This window comes from Flavobacterium sp. KMS (assembly GCF_000813005.1).
Taxonomy (GTDB): Bacteria; Bacteroidota; Bacteroidia; order Flavobacteriales; family Flavobacteriaceae; genus Flavobacterium.
The window spans coordinates 265562-285615 of record NZ_JSYP01000001.1; the positions used below are offsets into that span (position 1 = coordinate 265562).

At 33.3% G+C, this 20054-nt stretch carries 18 protein-coding genes; 11 read left to right on the plus strand and 7 right to left on the minus strand.

Annotation, left to right across the window (positions count from 1 at the left end; genetic code table 11):
• The first annotated feature begins 18 nt into the window (after positions 1-18).
• Positions 19-489, plus strand: coding sequence for an FKBP-type peptidyl-prolyl cis-trans isomerase (locus OA93_RS01115; protein WP_039111237.1), 471 nt, complete (start codon positions 19-21; stop codon positions 487-489).
• A 138-nt stretch (positions 490-627) separates the two neighbouring features.
• Entirely contained in the window at positions 628-1074 is a 447-nt protein-coding gene (locus OA93_RS01120) for a GNAT family N-acetyltransferase (protein WP_052249974.1), read from the plus strand.
• Between the two features lie 124 nt (positions 1075-1198).
• On the opposite strand, the gene OA93_RS01125 is transcribed toward OA93_RS01120, so the two are convergent.
• Positions 1199-2749 carry an SDR family oxidoreductase gene (locus OA93_RS01125; protein WP_039111238.1) on the minus strand — a complete coding sequence of 517 codons (1551 nt, stop codon included), beginning with the start codon at positions 2747-2749 and terminating at the stop codon, positions 1199-1201.
• A gap of 203 nt (positions 2750-2952) precedes the next feature.
• Here OA93_RS01125 and OA93_RS01135 point away from each other — a divergent pair, with 203 nt between their 5' ends.
• The gene (locus OA93_RS01135; protein ID WP_039111240.1) at positions 2953-3732 is read left to right on the plus strand and encodes a class I SAM-dependent methyltransferase; all 780 of its coding nucleotides are present in this window, start codon (positions 2953-2955) and stop codon (positions 3730-3732) included.
• Between the two features lie 81 nt (positions 3733-3813).
• Here OA93_RS01135 and OA93_RS01140 read toward each other — a convergent pair whose 3' ends face one another.
• Positions 3814-4464: a DUF6565 domain-containing protein gene (locus tag OA93_RS01140; protein WP_039111574.1), complete on the minus strand. Its 651-nt coding sequence runs from the start codon at positions 4462-4464 to the stop codon at positions 3814-3816.
• 324 nt (positions 4465-4788) lie between these two features.
• Here OA93_RS01140 and OA93_RS01145 point away from each other — a divergent pair, with 324 nt between their 5' ends.
• From OA93_RS01145 to secA, 4 genes are all read left to right on the plus strand, one after another.
• On the plus strand, positions 4789-5481 hold the full coding sequence (locus tag OA93_RS01145) for an ABC transporter ATP-binding protein (RefSeq protein WP_039111242.1): 693 nt from the start codon (positions 4789-4791) through the stop codon (positions 5479-5481).
• An 88-nt stretch (positions 5482-5569) separates the two neighbouring features.
• Positions 5570-6139 (plus strand): cob(I)yrinic acid a,c-diamide adenosyltransferase, encoded by a 570-nt coding sequence (locus OA93_RS01150; RefSeq protein WP_039111244.1) that lies wholly within the window; start codon positions 5570-5572, stop codon positions 6137-6139.
• A 304-nt stretch (positions 6140-6443) separates the two neighbouring features.
• Positions 6444-6665 carry a DUF2795 domain-containing protein gene (locus OA93_RS01155; protein WP_007138072.1) on the plus strand — a complete coding sequence of 74 codons (222 nt, stop codon included), beginning with the start codon at positions 6444-6446 and terminating at the stop codon, positions 6663-6665.
• Positions 6666-6756: 91 nt separating this feature from the next.
• The gene (gene secA, locus OA93_RS01160; protein ID WP_039111245.1) at positions 6757-10098 is read left to right on the plus strand and encodes a preprotein translocase subunit SecA; all 3342 of its coding nucleotides are present in this window, start codon (positions 6757-6759) and stop codon (positions 10096-10098) included.
• Positions 10099-10204: 106 nt separating this feature from the next.
• On the opposite strand, the gene OA93_RS01165 is transcribed toward secA, so the two are convergent.
• The 3 genes from OA93_RS01165 to cysC form a co-directional block, all read right to left on the minus strand.
• Positions 10205-10867 carry an RNA methyltransferase gene (locus OA93_RS01165; protein WP_039111246.1) on the minus strand — a complete coding sequence of 221 codons (663 nt, stop codon included), beginning with the start codon at positions 10865-10867 and terminating at the stop codon, positions 10205-10207.
• A 102-nt stretch (positions 10868-10969) separates the two neighbouring features.
• Positions 10970-11941 (minus strand): sulfotransferase family protein, encoded by a 972-nt coding sequence (locus OA93_RS01170; RefSeq protein WP_039111575.1) that lies wholly within the window; start codon positions 11939-11941, stop codon positions 10970-10972.
• A gap of 102 nt (positions 11942-12043) precedes the next feature.
• Positions 12044-12580, minus strand: a complete 537-nt coding sequence (gene cysC, locus OA93_RS01175) for an adenylyl-sulfate kinase (RefSeq protein WP_039111248.1) — start codon at positions 12578-12580, stop codon at positions 12044-12046.
• A gap of 184 nt (positions 12581-12764) precedes the next feature.
• Here cysC and OA93_RS01180 point away from each other — a divergent pair, with 184 nt between their 5' ends.
• The 4 genes from OA93_RS01180 to OA93_RS01195 all read left to right on the plus strand — a co-directional run bounded on the left by OA93_RS01180 (position 12765) and on the right by OA93_RS01195 (position 18030).
• Entirely contained in the window at positions 12765-13463 is a 699-nt protein-coding gene (locus OA93_RS01180; protein ID WP_039111249.1) for an NAD-dependent deacylase, read from the plus strand.
• Positions 13464-13481: 18 nt separating this feature from the next.
• The gene (locus OA93_RS01185) at positions 13482-14174 is read left to right on the plus strand and encodes a sterol desaturase family protein (protein WP_039111250.1); all 693 of its coding nucleotides are present in this window, start codon (positions 13482-13484) and stop codon (positions 14172-14174) included.
• 93 nt (positions 14175-14267) lie between these two features.
• Positions 14268-15614: an adenylosuccinate lyase gene (purB, locus tag OA93_RS01190; protein ID WP_039111252.1), complete on the plus strand. Its 1347-nt coding sequence runs from the start codon at positions 14268-14270 to the stop codon at positions 15612-15614.
• Between the two features lie 178 nt (positions 15615-15792).
• On the plus strand, positions 15793-18030 hold the full coding sequence (locus tag OA93_RS01195; RefSeq protein WP_039111254.1) for a cation:proton antiporter: 2238 nt from the start codon (positions 15793-15795) through the stop codon (positions 18028-18030).
• Positions 18031-18084: 54 nt separating this feature from the next.
• On the opposite strand, the gene OA93_RS01200 is transcribed toward OA93_RS01195, so the two are convergent.
• Complete coding sequence (locus OA93_RS01200) at positions 18085-18723, minus strand: peroxiredoxin (RefSeq protein ID WP_039111255.1); 639 nt, start codon at positions 18721-18723, stop codon at positions 18085-18087.
• A gap of 99 nt (positions 18724-18822) precedes the next feature.
• Positions 18823-20040: an MFS transporter gene (locus tag OA93_RS01205; protein ID WP_039111256.1), complete on the minus strand. Its 1218-nt coding sequence runs from the start codon at positions 20038-20040 to the stop codon at positions 18823-18825.
• Positions 20041-20054 lie beyond the last annotated feature (14 nt).

A 20054-nucleotide genomic window follows, 5' to 3' on the forward strand; every position in this document is an offset into this window, starting at 1 on the left:
CTTAAAAAAACACTATACATGAAACACCTTATACCTGCATTATTAGCCTTAACACTTTTTATCTCTTGTGCTAAAAACAAAAAAACAGAAAATACTGATGTTGTAGTTGACAATGTTGCCAAAAATGAGCAGCAAATCAAAGATTATGTAGCTAAAAATAAATTGGATGCACATAGAACTGAATCTGGTTTGTATTATATAATTAACGAACCTGGAACTGGAGCACAGCCAACCCCAACCTCTAATGTAACTGTAGCATATAAAGGCTCATTTATCGATGGAAAAGTATTTGACGAAAGTAGCGCTGGAATTTCTTTTGGCTTAGATCAAGTTATAAAAGGATGGACAGAAGGTATTCCTTATTTTAAAACTGGAGGCAGCGGTACACTTATTGTTCCTGCTCATTTAGGATACGGAGACAATGATTATAGTTCTATCCCAGGTGGTTCTGTACTTATTTTTGACATTAAATTAATTTCAATAAACTAAGTTACTGCTTCACTGTTTATTTATTAAACTCTGAAAAAAAATACTAAAAGCCTAGCTTTAATTAAATAACAAAACCACAACAAAGATCTAATTCTGTTGTGGTTTTATTTTATAAAACAACTATTCTAAAAACATAAAATGAAGACTGAAATACAACCTTACAATGATAAATTTAAAGAACAGATGATTCTTGTTTGGGAAAATTCCGTTCGTGCCACACATGATTTCCTAGTTCCATCTGATATTGATTATTACAAAAAAATCGTATCATCTATCGATTTTAACTCTTTCCCCGTATTTTGTCTAACAGAAGCTGATACAGTTCTTGGCTTTATTGGTATTGCAGAGAATAAAATCGAGATGTTATTTTTAGCTCCAGAACATATAGGAAAAGGTTTTGGCAAAACATTGATGAATTTTGCTATCAATGAACTTGATGTTAACAAAGTGGATGTTAACGAGCAAAATCATAATGCGATTAATTTTTATTCCAAATTTGGTTTTCTACCATACGACAGAACCGACAAAGATGATGAAGGAAAAGATTATCCTATTTTAAAAATGAAACTGGAAATCAAGAAATAACAAATTGTAATTTAGAGAGCATCATCTATTCAAACAAAAAAGCCATAACAAAATTTAATTCTGTTGTGGCTTTTTTCATTATGAAGTAAAAAACTGAGACTGTGACCGAGACTGAAAACTAATTCTACCAAGGAATAGGATTATAATCTTTTAAAAATTTTCCGCACCAGTGTTTTCCTGTATTGATTCCGTCGAATAAAGGATCCATTACACGTGCAGCACCATCTACAATATCAAGCGGTGGCTGAAAATCTTCTAGTTCTTGTTTCTTTTTGGCTAATTCGGCAGGATCTTCGTCGGTTACCCAACCTGTATCTACAGCATTCATAAAAATACCATGTTTTGCCAATGTTCCCGATGAGGTATGTGTTAACATATTCAAAGCAGCTTTTGCCATATTGGTATGTGGGTGACGGTCTTCTTTAAAAAAGCGATGAAACTTTCCTTCCATAGCCGAAACATTTATAATGTGTTTTTTACCCGTATTATCTTTCTTCATTACTTCCGAAAGGCGATTGCATAAAACAAAAGGCGCAACAGAATTCACCAATTGAACCTCGATCATCTCGGTTGTTTCTATTTGTCCTAATCTTAAACGCCAGCTATTTGTTTTTCGTAAATCTACTTGTTGTAAATCCGCATCGAGTTCCCCTTCCGGAAAAACTTCATTTGTTACAAGCGCATTATCAAAAGAATAAGGAATCTGAGATAATTTAGCCGAAGCACGTAAACCAATACCTGGTTCAGGTCCGTGCCAGGTTACAGGCATATTCTGGTTAGAAGAAGCTCCAGAAGTCAATACCTTCAATTCATCCAAACAATTAGTATGATCTAGCAATAATTCTTGTGCTTGTTTAGGCAAAGAACTTATTGCACGCTCTTCATTTTCCATTAAATGTGTATAAAATCCAGCCGGACGTCTCACTGTTTGCGCAGCATTATTGATAAGAATATCCAATCGTTCGTACTTTTGCTCAATAAAATTACAGAAAATCTCCACACTAGGAATATGTCGTAAATCTAATCCGTGAATTTTTAAGCGATGTCCCCATTCCATGAAATCTTCTTCTTTAGAAAATCGCAAGGCAGAATCTACAGGAAAACGAGTTGTTGCAATAACGGTTGCTCCGCCACGCAAAAGCATCAAAGTAATATGATACCCAATTTTTAAACGAGAGCCCGTTATAACAGCTACTTGCCCTTTTACATCTGCGGTCTGGAAACGTTTAGCATAATTAAAATCACCACAATCGGTACACATTGTATCGTAAAAGTGGTGCATCTTTGTAAACCCCGTTTTACATACATAACAATTTCTAGGCGTTTCTAATTCCAATTGTTCCTTATGAGCAAGATCATTATAAGCCAATAATTTTGGCGCAACAAATATACTTGCTTCACGAGCATGACGAATTCCGGTTTCTTTACGAGCCGTTTTATCTTTCTTTTCCTTTTTACGCTTTGCAGCTTCTTTCCCATCCTTAACTCGTCTGGAAAACTCACCTCTGTCTGGTCTGGAAAACATACCTGCTTCTTTAATCAATGCTATTCTTTGCTCTTTAGGAATATCAAATATTTGATCTGTATCAGTATTTAATTGTGCCAAAACAGCAATACATCGGTCTATTTCTTCCGAAGTTATTGTATTCTTAATTTCTATTTCTTCCTTCGTCATCATAAAAAATGCATATTACTATTAGCTCAATTTTAAAAGTGCGCAAATATAGGCTTTTTATAGTCTGAAAGTCGAAAGTTTGAAAGTCATAAAGTCTCCTCTTTTTATTTCCAACTTCTCCCCTTTCACTTCTAACTTTATGACCTTTGACTTTTAGACTTTCGACTTTTTTGTATCTTCGCACCTACTTTGCAAAACCCCTTATGTTATTTCAAATAAAATCATACCTTAAATTCCTTTGGAACTCCAAAAATGAACATGCTGTGCATTCGCCTTTTGTGTTTAATTTATTGACTAAATGTTTTTATGACAGAAAAACAAAACCCGAATATGCCATTTTGAGAGCTTATCGAAAATCCTTTTTACAAAATAAAAATACGATCGAAGTGACTGACTTTGGCGCTGGTTCCAGAGTTTTTAAAAGTAATACCAGACAAATCTCTAAGATTGCCAAAACAGCTGGAATTTCGCCTAAAAGAGCCGAATTACTATTCCGAATTACAGCCTATTTTAAACCTGACACTATTCTGGAAATAGGAACTTCTTTAGGATTAGCAACCTCTGCCCTAGCCTTAGGCGCTCCAAAAGCAAAAGTTACAACACTCGAAGGTTGCTTTGCAACAGCATTGGCAGCCAGAAACGGGTTGCAACAATTTAATTATAATAATGTAGAATCAATTGTAACCGAATTTGAAAGTTATCTGAACAATTATCAATTATCAGCTACTAATTATCAATTAGTTTATTTTGATGGCAATCATTCTAAAAAAGCAACTTTAGATTATTTTGATTTTTTACTTCCAACAATTACTAATGATACCGTTTGGATTTTCGACGACATTCATTGGTCTCCAGAAATGGAAGAAGCCTGGGGAATCATAAAAAATCATCCAAGAGTAAAAGTTACCATCGATACGTTTCAATGGGGATTCGTGTTTTTTAGACGCGAACAAGAAAAAGAACATTTTATTATCAGGGCATAAAAAAATGGCAATCATTCCTGACTGCCATTTCATTCAAAATTCAAAATTCAACCTAATTCTAATATAAAATACTCAATTAACTTACTTTTTCGCTTCAGCGGTTTCTTCAGATTTTGCTCCCATTCTATTTAATGTATACATTGGTGCAAACTTCAATTTCAACCCAGCAATTTTTCTATTATCTTCCGCCGTAAGCCCTTCTTTTTCAACAGTATTTTTACGACTATCTAGTGCTTCGTACATCATTTTAACTTCATCCCAGTCTTCTCGGGAATAACTGTCTTTATTCTTTTGGGCAGTATCTACAAATTGTTGATAAACACTAAGAATGTTTTTGGCATTTACCCAATCAAAATTCATGTCATTTCCAATTTTTCCTTCTCCAAATAAAGCATCACGCATTTTTTGTTTTGGATTTGGGGCAGTAAGGGCGGTAAGTTCTGCTTTAAAAGCCTCATATTTAGCTTTACTAGCTTCAATTCTTTCCTGAGCTTTTGCATTTTCTTTGATGTCAGCCAAAGCCAATTCTGCTTTCTCAGATTCTATTTTATACTTGTCTTCAATTGTGTTCCAATTGGTTTTAGCATTTTCTACAGTTACATTTTTTATTGAATCTACATACGCTACATAGGTATCAATAGTTTTTTCTGCTTGTGCTGCTTTTTCATCTTTACATGAAACAAATCCCATCGCAACAAATGCTATTCCGAATAATAATTGTGTATTTTTCATAATCTCAATTGTTAATGTTATCTGCCAAATGTAACACATTTTTTAAATAAAATTAAATATTTATCAAAATATTATGAATTTTATTAAATTAAAATTACAAAAACTAAACAAATATGATAATTATGTAAATTTAAAAAGTAATTATATAAAACACTTTATCAGCTTTGTAGTTTATACCAAAAAAAACAATCCTCCTACCTTGCAAACAATAAACAAGTGTAACAAAAATGTATTTTAAACTACTTATGATTAATTCAAAAGCGTTTTGTACTTTTAAAATCTAAAATTTATCCCGAAACTTCGGGACAACAATCATAAACTCCAATGGCAAATCCATTAATTAAAATCACTAATATTAAACGAAATTTTGTACTTGGAAACGAAATTGTTTATGTCTTAAAAGGAATTGATTTAGAAATAAATAAAGGGGAATATGTTGCTTTAATGGGACCGTCGGGTTCAGGAAAATCAACATTAATGAACTTATTGGGATGTTTAGACACTCCAACTTCTGGAACTTATATCCTTAACGGAAAAGATGTAAGCCAGATGAAAGATGATGAATTGGCAGAAATTAGAAATAAGGAAATTGGATTTGTTTTCCAAACTTTCAACCTTTTACCAAGAACTACTGCACTAGACAATGTTGCCTTACCTATGATTTATGCTGGTTACTCTAAATCCGAACGAGTTGTTCGTGCTACCCAAGTATTAAAACAAGTAAATCTTGCCGATAGAATGGACCATCAGCCGAATCAGCTTTCGGGAGGACAACGACAACGTGTAGCAATTGCAAGAGCATTAGTAAATAAACCATCTATTATTCTTGCCGATGAACCAACCGGAAATTTAGATAGTAAAACCTCTGTAGAAATCATGAAACTTTTTGATGATATTCATGCACAGGGAAATACTGTAATTCTGGTTACCCACGAAGAGGATATCGCTGCCTATGCACACCGCATCATTCGTTTGCGCGACGGTGTTGTTGAAAGCGACGCAACTATTAAAAAATAGTTTAACTGTTTATTTGGTTAATTGATTAATCGAATAAAAAGTAAAAACTTAGTATCTCAGAATCTTAGAAACTCAGTACCTAAAAATAATGAAAGTATATACAAAAACAGGAGACAAAGGAACTACCGCACTTTTTGGCGGAACCCGCGTTCCTAAAGACCATATCCGTATTGACAGTTACGGAACCGTTGATGAACTTAACTCTTATATAGGTCTCATACGTGATCAGGAAATGAATGCGCATTATAAGAACATTTTAATCGAAATTCAAGACCGCTTATTTACCGTTGGAGCAATTCTAGCCACTCCGGTAGAAAAAGAAGTACTAAAAAACGGAGAATTACGCCTTAAAAATCTTGGCATTGTACCTTCGGATATCGAATTACTTGAAAATGAAATCGATACCATGGAAGAATCGCTTCCGCAAATGACTCACTTTGTTTTACCAGGCGGACATCAAACCGTGTCATATTGTCACATCGCGCGTTGCGTTTGTCGTCGTGCCGAACGATTGGCAGTACATTTAAGTCATAATGAGACTGTTCCGGAAATAGCAATACAGTACTTAAACCGACTTTCTGACTACCTTTTTGTCTTGGCACGAAAGTTGTCTTCTGACTTAAAAGCGGATGAAGTGAAATGGATTCCGAGAAAGTAAACTTTCTTAAATTCCAATTTTTTAAAATCCCAAATTCCAAAGAAATAATTTAAAAATTATGCGAATTTAAATCATATACAAAGTTCCAAAATATTGGAAATTTTAGATTCCTTTTGGAATTTTTAATTTAATTTTTGGGGTTTAAAAATTCAAAATATTGCGATTTTACCTTCCCTTTTTGGGATTTGGAATTTAAATATTGGATTTTAACAAGAGACGTTCTTAAATTTTACTAAAATAAATCGTTTTTTACTTGTCTTTCTCAGTAAAAAAATTATTTTTGCACAAACTAAATTGACAAAACATGTATTGGACATTAGAATTAGCATCATATTTAAGTGATGCACCGTGGCCTGCTAACAAAGACGAACTTATAGACTACGCTATTAGAGCAGGAGCTCCATTAGAAGTAGTAGAAAACCTGCAGTCAATTGAAGACGAGGGTGAGATATATGAATCAATGGAAGAAATATGGCCGGATTATCCAACAGACGAAGATTATCTTTGGAACGAGGATGAATATTAAAAAGTAACCCCAAAGAAAAAGTCTCAAAAAAGAGGCTTTTTTTTTGTTTAAATTTACACATTTAGATAAATTATAGAAATACCAACAGATCATGAGTTTCATTAACAGTATTATTAAAGTCTTTGTAGGTGATAAATCACAAAAAGATGTCAAAGCTTTACAACCTTATTTAAACAAAATTAAAACTTTCGAAACTAGCCTTATCGCTTTGTCTCATGACGAGCTAAGAGCCAGGACCGTATTTTTTAAGCAAAAGATAAAGGACGCAAGAGCCGAAAAAGATGCTAAAATCGCTTCTCTTAAAACAGAAGTAGAAAGCATTGAAGATATCGACAAGAGAGAAGACATTTACGAAGCTATAGATACTTTAGAAAAAGAAGCTTACGAAATCTCAGAGAAAACATTATTGGAAATTCTTCCAGAAGCGTTTTCTGTAGTAAAAGAAACAGCACGTCGTTTTAAAGACAATTCTTTTATCGAGGTTACTGCAACTCCAAAAGACCGCGAATTTTCAGGTTCAAAAACTTATGTTACTATTGAAGGTGATAAAGCTACTTGGGCTAACAAATGGAATGCTGCTGGTAAAGAAATTACATGGGACATGATTCATTATGATGTTCAGTTAATTGGTGGTATGGTATTGCACGAAGGTAAAGTTGCCGAAATGCAAACAGGTGAAGGTAAAACATTAGTTGCTACACTTCCTCTTTACTTAAATGCTTTGACAGGAAACGGAGTTCACTTAGTAACGGTGAATGATTACCTTGCAAAACGTGATAGTACATGGAAAGCGCCTTTATTCGAATTTCACGGCTTAACTGTTGATTGTATCGATAACCACCAACCAAGTACAGAACAAAGAAAGAAAGCATATGATGCAGACATTACTTACGGAACAAATAACGAATTCGGATTTGACTACCTAAGAGATAATATGGCGCATTCGCCAAATGACTTGGTACAAAGAAAACACAATTATGCAATTGTCGATGAGGTCGATTCTGTATTAATTGATGATGCAAGAACACCACTTATCATTTCTGGTCCAGTTCCTCAAGGAGACCGTCATGAATTTAATGAATTGAAGCCAAAAATTGAAAACTTAGTAAGTTTACAACGTCAATTGGCAAATGGATTCTTAGCTGAAGCTAAAAAATTAATAAAAGAAGGAAACACTAAAGATGGTGGTTTCTTATTATTAAGAGCTTACAGAAGTTTACCTAGAAATAAAGCTTTAATTAAATTTTTGAGTGAAGAAGGAATTAAACAATTACTTCAGAAAACCGAAAATCAATACATGCAGGACAACAACCGTGAAATGCATAAAGTTGATGAGGCTTTATACTTCGTAATTGAAGAAAAAAACAATCAAGTTGAATTAACTGATAATGGAATCAAATTCCTTTCAGGAGATACAGATGCAGACTTTTTCGTATTACCAGATATCGGAACTGAAATCGCTGCAATTGAAAAACAAAAATTAGATAAAGACGCTGAAGCTGAAGCCAAAGAAAGATTATTTCAGGATTTTGGTGTAAAAAGCGAGCGTATCCACACTTTAACTCAACTGTTAAAAGCGTATGCACTTTTTGAAAAAGATGTAGAATACGTTATCATGGACAACAAAATTATGATTGTTGATGAGCAAACAGGTCGTATCATGGATGGTCGTCGTTATTCTGACGGATTACACCAGGCGATTGAGGCTAAAGAAAATGTAAAAATCGAAGCTGCAACTCAAACTTTTGCAACTGTTACTTTACAGAACTACTTTAGAATGTACAGCAAATTAGGCGGTATGACGGGTACTGCAGTAACAGAAGCTGGTGAGTTATGGCAAATATATAAATTAGATGTAGTTGAGATTCCTACGAATCGTCCAATGTCAAGAATAGACAAAGAAGATTACATTTATAAAACTACACGTGAAAAATTCAATGCAGTAATCGAAGATGTAACTGAATTATCTAAAGCTGGAAGACCAGTTTTAATTGGAACAACATCTGTAGAAATCTCTGAGTTATTAAGCCGTATGCTTAAAATGAGAGGTGTTACACACAATGTATTGAATGCTAAAATGCACAAGCAAGAGGCACAAATCGTAGAAGAAGCAGGAAAACCTGGAGTCGTAACCATTGCGACCAATATGGCTGGTCGTGGTACCGATATTAAATTATCTCCAGAGGTTAAAGCTGCCGGAGGTTTAGCAATCGTTGGTACAGAACGCCATGATTCTCGTCGTGTAGACAGACAGTTACGTGGTCGTGCTGGTCGTCAAGGTGACCCAGGAAGTTCTCAATTCTATGTTTCTCTAGAAGATAACTTAATGCGTTTATTTGGTTCTGAAAGAGTTGCCAAAGTAATGGATAGAATGGGATTACAAGAAGGTGAAGTTATTCAGCATTCTATGATGACTAAATCTATCGAGCGTGCTCAGAAAAAAGTAGAAGAAAACAACTTTGGTGTTCGTAAGCGTTTATTAGAATATGATGACGTTATGAACTCACAACGTGAAGTAGTTTACAAACGTCGTCGTCACGCCTTGTTTGGAGAGCGTTTAAAACTAGATATCGCAAACATGCTTTACGATACTTGCGAATTAATCGTAAGCAACAATAAAGTAACAAATGATTTCAAAACTTTTGAGTTTGATTTGATTCGTTATTTCGGAATCACTTCTCCAATTTCTGATGCAGATTTCAACAAATTGTCAGATATTGAAATCACAGGAAAAGTATACAAAGAAGCTTTGTCATTCTATACTGAAAAAACAGAACGTAGTGCTAGAGAAGCTTTCCCTATCATTAAAGGAGTTTACGAAGAGAAAAACAATCAATTTGAGCGTATCGTAGTTCCGTTTACAGATGGTATCAAAACATTAAATGTTGTTACTGATCTTAAAAAAGCATACGAAACTGAAGGTGCACAACTAATTGCTGATTTCGAGAAGAACATCACTTTATCTATCGTTGACGAAGCTTGGAAAAAACACTTACGTAAAATGGACGAATTGAAACAATCTGTTCAATTAGCCGTTCACGAGCAAAAAGATCCATTGCTTATCTATAAATTAGAAGCTTTTAATTTATTCCGTGCAATGCTGGATAACGTAAACAGAGAAGTAATTTCATTCTTATTTAAAGGTGATTTACCAGCTCAAAACGTTCCGGAAATTCATGAAGCAAGAGAAGTTCGTCAGAAAGAAAATTATAAATTAAGTAAAGACGAAATCGAAAATAGTGAAGATATCAACCGCGAAGCTGGAGAAACTCAGCAACGTCAAGTTACAGAAACTATTACTAGAGATATGCCTAAAATAAATCGTAATGATAACGTTACAGTACAACAAGTTGCAACTGGAACAGTTGAAACGATGAAATTTAAAAAAGCGGAAAGCTTAATCGCTTCTGGCGAATGGGTTATCGTTAAATAATCTAGAGTCTCAGTATATTCAGTCTCAATTAACATTTTGAGACTGAAAACTGAAACTGAAAACTCAAAAAAAATCCCCCAATTATACTAATTAATTGGGGGATTTTTTATTCAGGATTCTCTTCAAAATATCGGGCTTCGATGCGCTTGATATCTTTAATTGAGTTTTTGGCCCAAGCCAAACGTTTCTCCAGGATTTCATCATCCGATAAATGCCAATCGATATCTGTATTTCGCAATCTGTTTGTTAGATTCTGAATAATTATCGCAGCCGAAACAGAGATATTCAAGCTTTCTGTAAAACCTACCATCGGAATTTTAAGAAATCCATCTGCTTTTCGCAAAATCTCCTCAGATAAGCCATCTCTTTCTGTACCAAAAAATAAAGCACTAGGTTTTGTAACATCAAAATCTTCCAGCAAACAATCATTTTCATGAGGTGTGGTAGCAATAATTTGATATCCTTTACTTTTTAATGTATCTACACAATTGGTAATACTATCAAATGTATTAATATCAACCCATTTTTGAGCTCCCATCGCTATTTCCTTATCGATTCTTTTACCATAACGTTGCTCGATAACATTAAGCTCCTGGATTCCAAAAACTTCACAACTACGCATTACAGCACTTGTATTATGCATCTGGAAAATGTCTTCGACAACAACAGTAAAATGCTTAGTACGGTTTTCGAGAACTTTTAAAAATTTATTTTTTCGATTTTCGGTTAAGATATTTTCAAGAAAATTGAGGTAATCTATATTAATCATTTCAGTAGTATTTGTGGCAAAAATACTAAAAAAGAGTACAATTAAGACTATGAAAAACAGTTAGCTTTAAAATCTTATCTATCGAAAGATTTAAAAAATAATCTAATTTTTATGAACTAGTTCTGCTAAACTCTCATCTAATTTTTCATACAAGACATTAGCCTTGGTGAAATCGATTGCCAAAGTATCATTTACATAAGAATCACCTTTAAAATCAATATTTCCATTTTTAGAATGCCTATTTAAACGTTCACACATTAAATCAATCTCTTCAATAAAATAATCTGCATCAATAAAAGACAGGAATCTTTCCAGAATAGATTTCATTCCTTCTTTATAATTATACATGGAAACATTTTTGTCTGTTGCATAAAAATCAAGGTACGCCTGAAAATATTTCTCCAGAACAACTGCTCCATACTGATGAAAAGAAATTTCCTCAATCTCTTGAGCGCTAATTCCAAAAATAGACGATGGCAACAAATTAGGTACCATATGCATTCCCTTTAATTGTGCATGAGATTTTAATACTTCTATTGGATTTCTGTAAAGCAATACAAAAGGTAATTCTGGAAAAATTAATCGTAACTGATTAACTTCGAATATGTGCCAGGAATCTAATTTTACAATTAAATTCTTTTCTTCAGGAAAACGTTTTTGTCCTAATAAAGAAATTACCGCTTTAATAAGATCTCTTTTTTTATCAAAATCAAAAAGATTGCTTCTTAGGATTTGATCAATAATTGGTGCTTCAGAAATTACAATATTTTGTGGAGAAACGGATAAAGACTGACTCATCATTGTAGAGCCGCAGCGGGAAACATGAAACAATAATGATTTTAACTCTGTTGTAGCTAATCCTGCAGACCATTCAATAAGATTTTCGGCACTACTTACCACTTTATACCTTGTTGAATTGTTGTAATGAACTTTGCATTTTATAATGGTTTCTTCAAAAAAAGGATCTACATACCTTTTATCTCCCAGATAAATCCATTCAAAATATACATCATTATCTGTTTCAACTAATTTATAGGGAATCCAATTTAAAAGGGGATGATCTGCGTTTTCCATTTTTATAAAATCTATTATTAAGTTTCCAAAGTATTGTAACGTAAATATATACATTTTACAAAAAACAATCTACATAACAACCTGATAGAAAATGAGTAATACTTAAATAGCAGTATTAGGTATATTTTCTATTATAAAATAATAAAGCTTATCGGTAGAAACTGATACCGATTCTGAGTCCGTTTTAAGCGTCAAATCTGCTTTCAAAGGAGTTTCAAAAACATCGCTTATTCCTGTAAAATTGCTGATTTTATTACTATCATTATCTGGCAATAATGCTTTTTTATACAATCCTTTTGGATCTCGTTTAATCAGATTATCAATTGAACAATTTAGGAATACTGTTTTTACAAACTCATACTGACCAATTTCATTTCTTAAATCTTCGTAAGGGTTTATTACCGACATTAAAACGATAATTTCTGATTTAACAAAATCCTGCCCTACGCTAAACAACCGACGAACATTTTCGCATCTGTCGTCTTTAGAAAATCCTAAGTCTTTGCAAAGGCTTTTTCGATAAACATCACCGTCAATTATTTCGACTTTGTAGCCCTTTTTCAATAATAATTGTCCAACGTTTTCTGCCAATGTGGTTTTGCCTGAACCCGACAAACCTGTAAATTGTATTAATATCATTTAAAAATTTTCATTATTTAAACTTTCATCCACAAAACAGCAGTAACCTAAATCCTTATCTTGGTTATTGTTACTTGTAAAAATACTAAAAAAGACTCACTTTAATAAAATCATTTTAACAAGTATTCAAAGCTAGTTTTTAAGCTAAAATTGACTATTTTTATTTTTTTAGAAATAATCCAAAATGAAAAAGAAACTGGTAGTTTTAACTGGTGCAGGAATTAGTGCCGAAAGCGGAATAAAAACTTTTCGCGACAGCGATGGTCTTTGGGAAGGACATGATGTAATGGAAGTAGCTACACCCGAAGGCTGGTACAAAAACCCCGAATTGGTTCTTGATTTTTATAACCAAAGGCGTAAACAACTCAAAGAAGTGACTCCTAATTTAGGACACCAGATTTTAGCCGAATTAGAGAAAGATTTTGATGTACATATTATAACTCAAAATGTTGATGATTTGCACGAACGTGCCGGAAGCACAAAGGTTTTACATTTGCATGGTGAATTACTAAAAGTGCGTAGTTCTCAAAACCCAAACTACATTTTAGACTGGAATGATGATTTATTCATGACGCATCTGGACGACAAAGGAAACCAACTACGCCCGCATATTGTTTGGTTTGGCGAAGAAGTACCTGCACTAGAAGAAGCGATAGACATTGCTGAACAAGCTGATTATTTTGCCGTAATAGGAACTTCATTGCAAGTATATCCTGCAGCGGGATTAATTTCTTATACGCCTGCTAACGCTCCGCTTTTTTATATTGATCCGAAACCTATTAAAATTCCGAATCTGAGGAATAAAATTGAAGTTATTCCCGAAGTGGCTTCTAAAGGAATGGAAATATTAAAAACAAAACTAGCCGAAATAACTACAAAATAATAAACAGAAAACTATAAAATGATTGTACAGAAATGGCTTGAGTTACTGTCTTATTATAATCTATTTACGGTAACAATATTTTTTCTTATCGAAAATTTATTACTTATGCTTCTGGCTATTCTTATTGGGAAATTAATTGACAGAGAAGCCACAAAAATTAAAAAATCAGATATAAAATGGGTTATTAGCACCTTATTATGTAATACGTTAGTAACTTTAATAGGTTATAAATTATATCAATATCAAATTATTAGAATAGATTTTTCTGCTTCGTTTTTCACAATTGTAGTAGATACTCTTTTATTGATTTTCCTGATGGATTTCTTTATGTTTTGCTTTCATTTTTTGGCACACAAATTAACTTGGTTCCACCCTATCCATAAGCTACATCACACTCATATTGATACAAATGTGTACAGTTTATTTGTTCTTAACCCTATCGAAACTTTAGGTTTTGGTGCTATATGGCTTATTATAATTTCGATATTAGAGTTTAATTACATTAGTATTATAGTGTATTTAATCCTGAATTTATCTTATGGAATATTAGGTCATTTAAATAACGATATTTTTCCGAATTTCTGGAATAAGAATGTTTTCACAAAATGGATTTCGACCACACAATTCCATTCGAACCATCATAAAAACGAATCCCATAATTTTGGCTTTTATTTTACTATTTGGGACAAAATTTTTAAAACAATCATTTAAAATTGTAATGTTTAACTATAATAACTTGCAACTAACTTTCAGAAGTTTTAACAATAACTTACATTTGCATCTTTCAAAATTAACAACACAACAATGACTACTTTAAACGAATTGAATGCCATATCGCCAATTGACGGAAGATATAGAAACAAAACCCTTTCATTAGCTCCATTTTTTTCTGAAGAAGCGCTAATTAAATACCGGGTATTGATTGAAGTTGAATACTTTATTGCTTTATGCGAAGTGCCATTGCCACAGCTTGCAACCGTAAATTCAGACCTTTTTGAGAGTTTACGTAACATTTATAAAAATTTCTCTACCGAAGATGCTCTTTGGATTAAAGAAACTGAAAAAGTAACCAACCACGATGTAAAAGCGGTTGAGTATTTTATCAAAGATGCTTTCGAGAAACTAGGATTATCAGAGTATAAAGAATTCATTCACTTTGGATTGACTTCTCAAGATATTAACAATACAGCTATTCCACTTTCTACAAAAGAAGCTTTTGAGAGAGTATATATGCCATCATTAATTACACTTACATCTAAACTAAAAGATTTAAGCGTAGAATGGAAAGACATCCCGATGCTTGCACGTACTCACGGACAACCAGCCTCTCCTACTCGTTTAGGTAAAGAAATTGGTGTTTTTGTAGAACGTATCGAGGAACAAATGCGTTTGTTATTTAATATCCCGTTTGCTGCAAAATTTGGTGGAGCAACAGGAAATTACAATGCTCACCATGTTGCTTACCCACAAATTGACTGGAAAAAATTCGGTGGTAATTTTGTAGAAAACATTCTTGGATTACACCACTCTTTTCCAACTACACAAATAGAACATTACGATCATTTTGCAGCATTTTTTGATGCTTTAAAAAGAATCAACAATATAATCATTGATTTAGACAGAGATATTTGGACGTACGTTTCAATGGAATATTTCAAACAAAAAATCAAAGCTGGAGAAATTGGTTCATCAGCTATGCCACATAAAGTTAACCCAATTGATTTTGAAAATTCTGAAGGAAATTTAGGAATTGCAAATGCAATATTCGAACATCTTTCGGCTAAATTACCAATTTCGAGATTACAACGTGATTTAACAGATAGTACTGTTTTAAGAAACGTTGGAGTTCCTATAGGACACACTATTATTGCTTTTGAAGCGACATTAAAAGGATTGAATAAATTACTTTTAAACGAATCTAAGTTTCATGAAGATTTAGAGAAAAACTGGGCGGTTGTTGCTGAAGCAATCCAAACAATTTTACGTCGTGAGGCATATCCAAATCCTTACGAAGCTTTAAAAGGTTTAACAAGAACGAACGAAGCAATTGATAAAAATGCTATTCATAGTTTTATTGCAACGTTAGATGTTTCTGAAGAAATCAAGGCTGAGCTAATGAAGATTACTCCAAGCAACTTTTTAGGTATCTAAAAAGTTGGTTTTCAGATAAAAATCCCGTTATTTATAAGTACATTTACTATAAATAACGGGATTTTATTATTATAATATTATCTTAAATTTCACATTAAGGAATCGCATTACTTTCATTTTTTTTTATTTTTTTATATCTTACAACAATTCAAAAATAAATACAAAAAAGTATACGCCTATGAGTCCAAATGAGACTGTAACACATGCCGCTCAACATTTAGAACCATTAATTAGCGACTTAGGATTAATCCTAATGACAGCTGGAATAGCTGTGCTAATCTTTAAAAAATTAAAACAGCCTTTGGTTTTGGGCTACTTAATCGCAGGATTTTTAGCAGGAAATCATATTGAATTTTTTCCTTCTGTAACCGATAATAAAAGCGTAGAAGTTTGGGCCGAAATTGGTGTGATTATTTTACTTTTTAGCTTAGGTCTCGAATTTAGCTTTAAAAAATTAATGAAAGTCGGCGGAACCGCCTCCATAACTGCAATTACACAAATTATAACAATGGTCGCCGTAGGTTATCTGGTCGGCCGATGGATGGATTGGTCCCAAATGGATAGTATCTTTCTGGGTGTAATTTTATCAATTTCCTCTACCACCATTATCCTCAAAACGTTTGATGAATTGGGCGTTAAGGCGCAAAAGTTTGCCGGCATAGTAATTGGCTCTCTAATTGTACAAGATATTATTGCGATTTTAATGATGGTTTTACTATCGACTATTGCAGTAAGTCAGCAATTTTCTGGAAGTGCATTATTACTTTCGGTATTAAAATTAGTATTTTTCCTTACCGCATGGTTCGTTGGAGGAATCTTCTTTATCCCTACTTTATTAAAAAAGGCCAAGCATTTATTAACCGACGAAATGTTACTTATCATTTCACTTGCTTTATGTTTAATGATGGTAATCTTAGCTTCAAATGTTGGTTTTTCTCCTGCTTTGGGTGCCTTTATCATGGGATCTATTATTGCAGAAACTACACAAGCGGAACATATTGAACATTTAGTAAAACCAGTTAAAGATTTATTTGGTGCTATTTTCTTTGTATCGGTGGGAATGTTGATTAATCCTGAGATGCTTATCACACATGCTATTCCTGTAGCAATTTTAACTCTTGTTACCATTTTTGGTCAATCGATAAGTTCTACAATTGGAGCTTTACTCTCTGGGCAACCCTTAAAACAATCGGTGCAAACTGGGATGAGTTTATCTCAAATCGGGGAATTCTCCTTTATTATAGCTACGCTGGGAATGTCACTTAATGTAACGAGTGCTTTTTTATATCCTATAGTTGTTGCAGTATCGGCTGTAACCACCTTTACAACCCCATTTATGGTGAAATTTGCAGGGCCATTCTCTGAGTACTTAGAACAGAAATTACCTCGCAAATGGATTAAAAACATTAATCGTTACAGTCTTAATACTCAAGCCATAAAATCTGTAAGCACATGGCAAATTGTGTTACGCTCTTATATAACTCAGATTGTAATACACACTATTATTATAACTGCGGTTATATTATTATCTTCTAAATTTGTTGCTCCATTAGTAGAGGACACTAGATTTGGAAATACAATCGCTGCGCTTATTACGCTTATCGTGATTGCTCCGTTTTTATGGGCACTTTCATTAAGACGAGTTGCTGTAAAAGAGGTTGAGCTTTTATGGGAAGAAAGAAAATATCGTGGTCCGATTATGATGATGATATTAATACGCATCGGGTTAGGATTGTTTTATGTAGGATTCCTATTAAACATCTTCTTCTCTCCTTTGGTTGCTTTTGTTGCCTTAGTTATCGCCGTTGCCGCTTATCAATTTTTCCCTAAAAAACTAAACGAGCAATACCACAGAATAGAGAACCACTTCCTTAAAAACCTTAATGATCGTGAAACAACTAAAATAGATAGGAAGTATGCCAACTTAACTCCTTGGGATGGGCATATGTCTATATTTGAGATTGCCAAAGAATCTAATCTTGCAGGTAAAACACTGGAAGAATTAAAAATTAGAGAAGAAATGGGAATCAATATCGCTTTTATAAGACGTGGTGATATTACAATACAAATTCCAACCAAAAACGAACGTTTGTTTCCTGGTGATGAAATATGCGTTATTGGTACCGATGCACAGGTTAGTGAGTTTACCAATTATCTGAATAAAAACGAAATTGAAGCTCCTAAAACTACCGAAGAATCAGAGATTGTTTTAAACCAACTAGAACTTTCTGATAACGAGTTTATCAAGAAAAGCATTAGTGAATTTAGACATAAAACAAATGCCTTGGTAGTAGGAATTGAAAGAAACGGAAAACGAATCCTAAATCCTGAATCCCAATTGATTTTAGAAAAGGACGATATTATTTGGGTCGTTGGAGACAAAAAACGAATGAAGCAATTCGTAAAAAAAGTATAACACACAAAAAAAGGTATAATTTTCATTATACCTTTTTTTATTTAATAGCTAAACCTATTTATTAGGCTGAGGAGTCATTCTTAAATATGGTTTTATAGGATTATATCCTTTAGGAAACTTAGCTGCGATATCGCTATCAGGAATCGATGGAGATATTACAACATCGTCACCATCTTTCCAGTTTGCTGGGGTTGCCACACTATAATTTGCTGTTAATTGCAAACTATCAATAACACGAAGCAATTCATCAAAATTTCTTCCTGTAGATGCTGGATAAGTTAATGTTAGTTTTATTTTTTTATCATTTCCGATAACAAAAACTGAACGTACCGTAAATTTATCACTTGCATTTGGGTGTAACATATCATATAAATTTGCCACTTTTTTATCTTCGTCGGCAATAATAGGATAATTTACAGTTGTATTTTGAGTCTCGTTAATATCTTTAATCCATTCTAGATGCGAGGCTAAACCATCTACACTTAGAGCGATAACTTTAGTATTTCTTTTTACAAATTCTGGGTAATAGTTAGCCACAGTTCCTAACTCTGTTGTACAAACAGGTGTAAAATCTGAGGGGTGAGAAAATAACACTCCCCAAGAATCTCCCAACCATTCATGAAATTTTATTGGGCCTTGAGTTGTATCTGCTTCAAAATCTGGAGCTATATCTCCTAATCGTAGTGTTGCCATGAGTATTTATTTAAAATTTTATTTAAAAATAAGTAAAAAAAGTACAAGGAAAACATCGACCCTTATAAAAAAATCATAAAGTTGATAGACTTGATAGGATTACGCTTTCTTTTTGATATTTGGTAAGAAATAAGTAAGAACTCCGATTAAAGGTAAATATGAACTTATTTTAAAAACATATTCAATCGTTGTTTGATCTGCAACATATCCTAAAATTGCCGAACCTAATCCTCCCATTCCAAAAGCAAACCCAAAGAACAATCCAGATATCATCCCTACTTTACCTGGTTTTAATTCTTGCGCAAAAACTAAAATAGCCGAAAATGCAGAAGCAATTACAACTCCAATTATTACAGCCAGCACTCCTGTCCAAAACAAGTTAGCATAAGGCAACAACAAAGTAAATGGTGCTGCTCCTAGTATTGAGATCCAGATAATATATTTTCGCCCAAAACGGTCTCCTAATGGCCCTCCAATTAATGTTCCTGCTGCTACTGAAGCTAAGAAAACGAATAAATAAAATTGAGAATCCTGAATACTCATTCCGAATTTGTCTATTAAATAGAAAGTAAAATAACTAGACATACTTGCCATATAGAAAAACTTCGAAAAAATAAGGAACAGCAAGACGATAATCGAAATAGTGATTTTCTTATTAGATAAAGGAATCGTAGTCTCTTCTGCACCTATTTTTTTGGCAGCTCGCAAGCTCATATGATTTTCATACCAAACAGCAATTCTTGATAAAATGATAATACCTAATATCCCTGCAATAACAAACCAAACTACGTGTGATTGCCCATAAGGAGCAACTACCAAAGCTACTAATAATGGTCCTATCGCACTACCAGCATTTCCTCCTAATTGAAAAATAGACTGCGCCAAACCTCGTTTTCCTCCTGAACCTAAAAAAGCAACTCTCGAAGCTTCTGGATGAAATATAGACGAGCCAACACCTACTAAACCAACTGCCACCAACAACATCCAGAATGCATTGGATACAGATAACAGGCATAATCCTGAAATAGTAAATATCATACCAAATACTAATGAATATGGCATAGGTTTTTTATCTGTATAAAAACCAATAAAAGGTTGCAGTAAAGATGCTGTAAGCTGAAAAACAAATGTAATTAATCCGACCTGGGTAAAATTTAAATTGAAGTTATCCTTTAAAATAGGATATGTAGCAGGGATTACTGCTTGCATTAAATCATTAAGTAAATGAGCAAATGCTATTGAAAATAATACGGAATAAACTGTTTTTTGAACCAAAACCGAACCATCGATTGTAGCTGAATTACTAGAGGAACTCATAATAAATTTGAACT

Bases quoted from the DNA above. Each gene is read 5' to 3' on its own strand.
- OA93_RS01150 (WP_039111244.1), top strand. From the start codon at position 5,570: ATGAAAGTATATACAAAAACAGGAGACAAAGGAACTACCGCACTTTTT.
- OA93_RS01155 (WP_007138072.1), top strand. From the start codon at position 6,444: ATGTATTGGACATTAGAATTAGCATCATATTTAAGTGATGCACCGTGG.
- OA93_RS01200 (WP_039111255.1), bottom strand. From the start codon at position 18,723: ATGGCAACACTACGATTAGGAGATATAGCTCCAGATTTTGAAGCAGAT.
- OA93_RS01120 (WP_052249974.1), top strand. From the start codon at position 628: ATGAAGACTGAAATACAACCTTACAATGATAAATTTAAAGAACAGATG.
- cysC (WP_039111248.1), bottom strand. From the start codon at position 12,580: ATGATATTAATACAATTTACAGGTTTGTCGGGTTCAGGCAAAACCACA.
- OA93_RS01170 (WP_039111575.1), bottom strand. From the start codon at position 11,941: ATGGAAAACGCAGATCATCCCCTTTTAAATTGGATTCCCTATAAATTA.
- OA93_RS01205 (WP_039111256.1), bottom strand. From the start codon at position 20,040: ATGAGTTCCTCTAGTAATTCAGCTACAATCGATGGTTCGGTTTTGGTT.
- OA93_RS01180 (WP_039111249.1), top strand. From the start codon at position 12,765: ATGAAAAAGAAACTGGTAGTTTTAACTGGTGCAGGAATTAGTGCCGAA.
- secA (WP_039111245.1), top strand. From the start codon at position 6,757: ATGAGTTTCATTAACAGTATTATTAAAGTCTTTGTAGGTGATAAATCA.
- OA93_RS01185 (WP_039111250.1), top strand. From the start codon at position 13,482: ATGATTGTACAGAAATGGCTTGAGTTACTGTCTTATTATAATCTATTT.
- OA93_RS01115 (WP_039111237.1), top strand. From the start codon at position 19: ATGAAACACCTTATACCTGCATTATTAGCCTTAACACTTTTTATCTCT.
- OA93_RS01135 (WP_039111240.1), top strand. From the start codon at position 2,953: ATGTTATTTCAAATAAAATCATACCTTAAATTCCTTTGGAACTCCAAA.
- purB (WP_039111252.1), top strand. From the start codon at position 14,268: ATGACTACTTTAAACGAATTGAATGCCATATCGCCAATTGACGGAAGA.
- OA93_RS01145 (WP_039111242.1), top strand. From the start codon at position 4,789: ATGGCAAATCCATTAATTAAAATCACTAATATTAAACGAAATTTTGTA.
- OA93_RS01195 (WP_039111254.1), top strand. From the start codon at position 15,793: ATGAGTCCAAATGAGACTGTAACACATGCCGCTCAACATTTAGAACCA.
- OA93_RS01165 (WP_039111246.1), bottom strand. From the start codon at position 10,867: ATGATTAATATAGATTACCTCAATTTTCTTGAAAATATCTTAACCGAA.
- OA93_RS01140 (WP_039111574.1), bottom strand. From the start codon at position 4,464: ATGAAAAATACACAATTATTATTCGGAATAGCATTTGTTGCGATGGGA.
- OA93_RS01125 (WP_039111238.1), bottom strand. From the start codon at position 2,749: ATGACGAAGGAAGAAATAGAAATTAAGAATACAATAACTTCGGAAGAA.